The organism is Rhodoferax sp. (assembly GCF_039922535.1).
Lineage (GTDB): Bacteria > Pseudomonadota > Gammaproteobacteria > Burkholderiales > Burkholderiaceae_C > Rhodoferax_B.
Genome location: NZ_JBDTEM010000297.1, coordinates 1 through 1948 on the forward strand (window position 1 = coordinate 1; position 1948 = coordinate 1948).

The 1948-nt window shown below is 62.4% G+C and carries 2 protein-coding genes; both read right to left on the reverse strand.

From position 1 onward, the window contains the following. Positions 1-674 (reverse strand): aconitase family protein (locus ABI213_RS14035; protein WP_348027570.1); only part of this gene is annotated, 674 nt, incomplete at its 3' end. A gap of 26 nt (positions 675-700) precedes the next feature. Then, the gene (locus ABI213_RS14040) at positions 701-1621 is read right to left on the reverse strand and encodes a LysR family transcriptional regulator (protein WP_348005697.1); all 921 of its coding nucleotides are present in this window, start codon (positions 1619-1621) and stop codon (positions 701-703) included. Between the last annotated feature and the right edge of the window lie 327 nt (positions 1622-1948).

Below are 1948 nucleotides of genomic sequence, written 5' to 3' on the forward strand. Positions count from 1 at the left end.
TTGCAGACCGTCATGCGGCCTTCCATGCTGAGTGCGCGGATGGCGGAACCCGCGAACTCGATGGTGTAGCCGGTGCCTCCCGCCGTGCCGATCTTGCCGATGATGGCCAGCACGATGTCCTTGCCGCTGCAGCCCTTGGACAGCGTGCCCTCGACCTTGATCAGCATGTTCTTGGCCTTCTTGGCCAGCAGGGTTTGCGTGGCCATGACGTGCTCGACCTCGCTGGTGCCGATGCCGTGGGCCAGCGCGCCCATCGCGCCCATGGTGGAGGTGTGCGAGTCGCCGCAGACCAGCGTCATACCCGGCAGGGCGGCACCGTTTTCGGGTGCGATCACATGGCAGATGCCCTGGCGCTTGGACAGGAATGGAAAGTACGCGGCCGCGCCGTATTCCTTGATGTTGGTGTCCAGCGTGACGATCTGCTCTTTGGAGATCGGGTCGGCGATGCCGTCCAGCCCGTTTTCCCAGCCCGTGGTGGGTGTGTTGTGGTCAGCGGTGGCGACGATAGAACTGATACGCCAGACCTTGCGGCCGGCCTGGCGCAGGCCTTCGAAGGCCTGCGGGCTGGTGACTTCGTGGATCACGTGGCGGTCGATGTAGAGGATGGTGGTGCCATCGTCTTCGGTGTGGACGACGTGTTCGTCCCAGATCTTGTCGTAGAGGGTGCGTGCCATTTTTGCTTCTTTCGTGGAATTCAATTTTATGCTTCTGGGCGGGCGCTCAGGTGGTCCAGTAACAGCCGGGCGGTAACGGGCAGGGTCGAAAAATCGCGTGCTACCAGGCCGATCTGGCGGATGGCCCAGGGGTCCAGCAGGGGAACGGCTTTGAGCTGGCCGCTGCTGTGCAGCAATTCGAACGCGCGTTGCGGCATCACGCCGATGCCCAGGCCGTTGGCAATCATGCGGCACATGGCATCCAGCCCGGCTACGTGGATGCGCAGCTTGATGCTGCGGCCCAGGTCGGCGGCAGCGCGGTGGATGGCCAGGTAGATTGAGCTGTTGGCCTGCAAGCCCACATGGTCAAAATCCAGGGTTTCTTCAAAAAGAATAGCTGCCCGCGCAGACAGAACATGCGCGGACGGCACAATCAATACCAAATTGTCGTGCCGGTATGGCCGGGTTTGCAGTGTGCCAACGCCGCCTTCGATGTTGCACAACCCCAGATCGGCCGCGCCTTCTTGCACGGCACGGATGACCTCGGAGCTCAGGTGTTCTTCCAGGTCGATCTTGACCTGCGGGTGTTCGCGGCAGAACGCGCCCAGGTCTTCGGGCAAAAACTGCACTACGGCCGAAATGCTGGCGTGGATGCGCACGTGGCCGCGCACGCCAAACGCGTATTCGCTGAGCTCGCCCTGCATCTTCTCCAGGCTGTAGAGCATGGAGCGGGCATGGTGCAGCAGGCTCTCGCCCGCCGGGGTCAGGTCCACACCGCGGGTGTGGCGCACCAGCAAAGGCGTGCCCAGGGTGGCTTCCAGATCGCTCAGGCGTTTGCTCACCGCCGATGCCGCAATGAATTCGCGCTCCGCCGCGCGACCGATGCTGCCCAGCTCGCACACCGCTACAAAGAGCTGGAGCGAGGTGAGGTCCATGCGGCGGGCGAAGTTGCGTTCAGTGGGTTGCATCGGGGTGGGCATCGCGGTGTGCGATGGATAGCTATTTTCCCGCCTTTAAAGGGTTCTTGCCGTCTTGATTTGCGATGGCAGCCATCGCCCGTGCGTGAATTAAAAATTTAAGCTTTTTAGGCCGCTGACGCAGATACCACCTGCGCAGGCAGCTATTGAATCGGTAGCAAATGCGTGCGGGCATGCAAAAACCCGCCGACATGGCTGTCCGGCGGGTTTTTTGGGGGGCGGGCTAGATCAGCGGGTCGCCAATGGCAGCACGTCGCGCTTCACCGAGCCGGTGAACAGCTGGCGGGGGCGGCCGATCTTGTACTCGGGGTCGCCAAT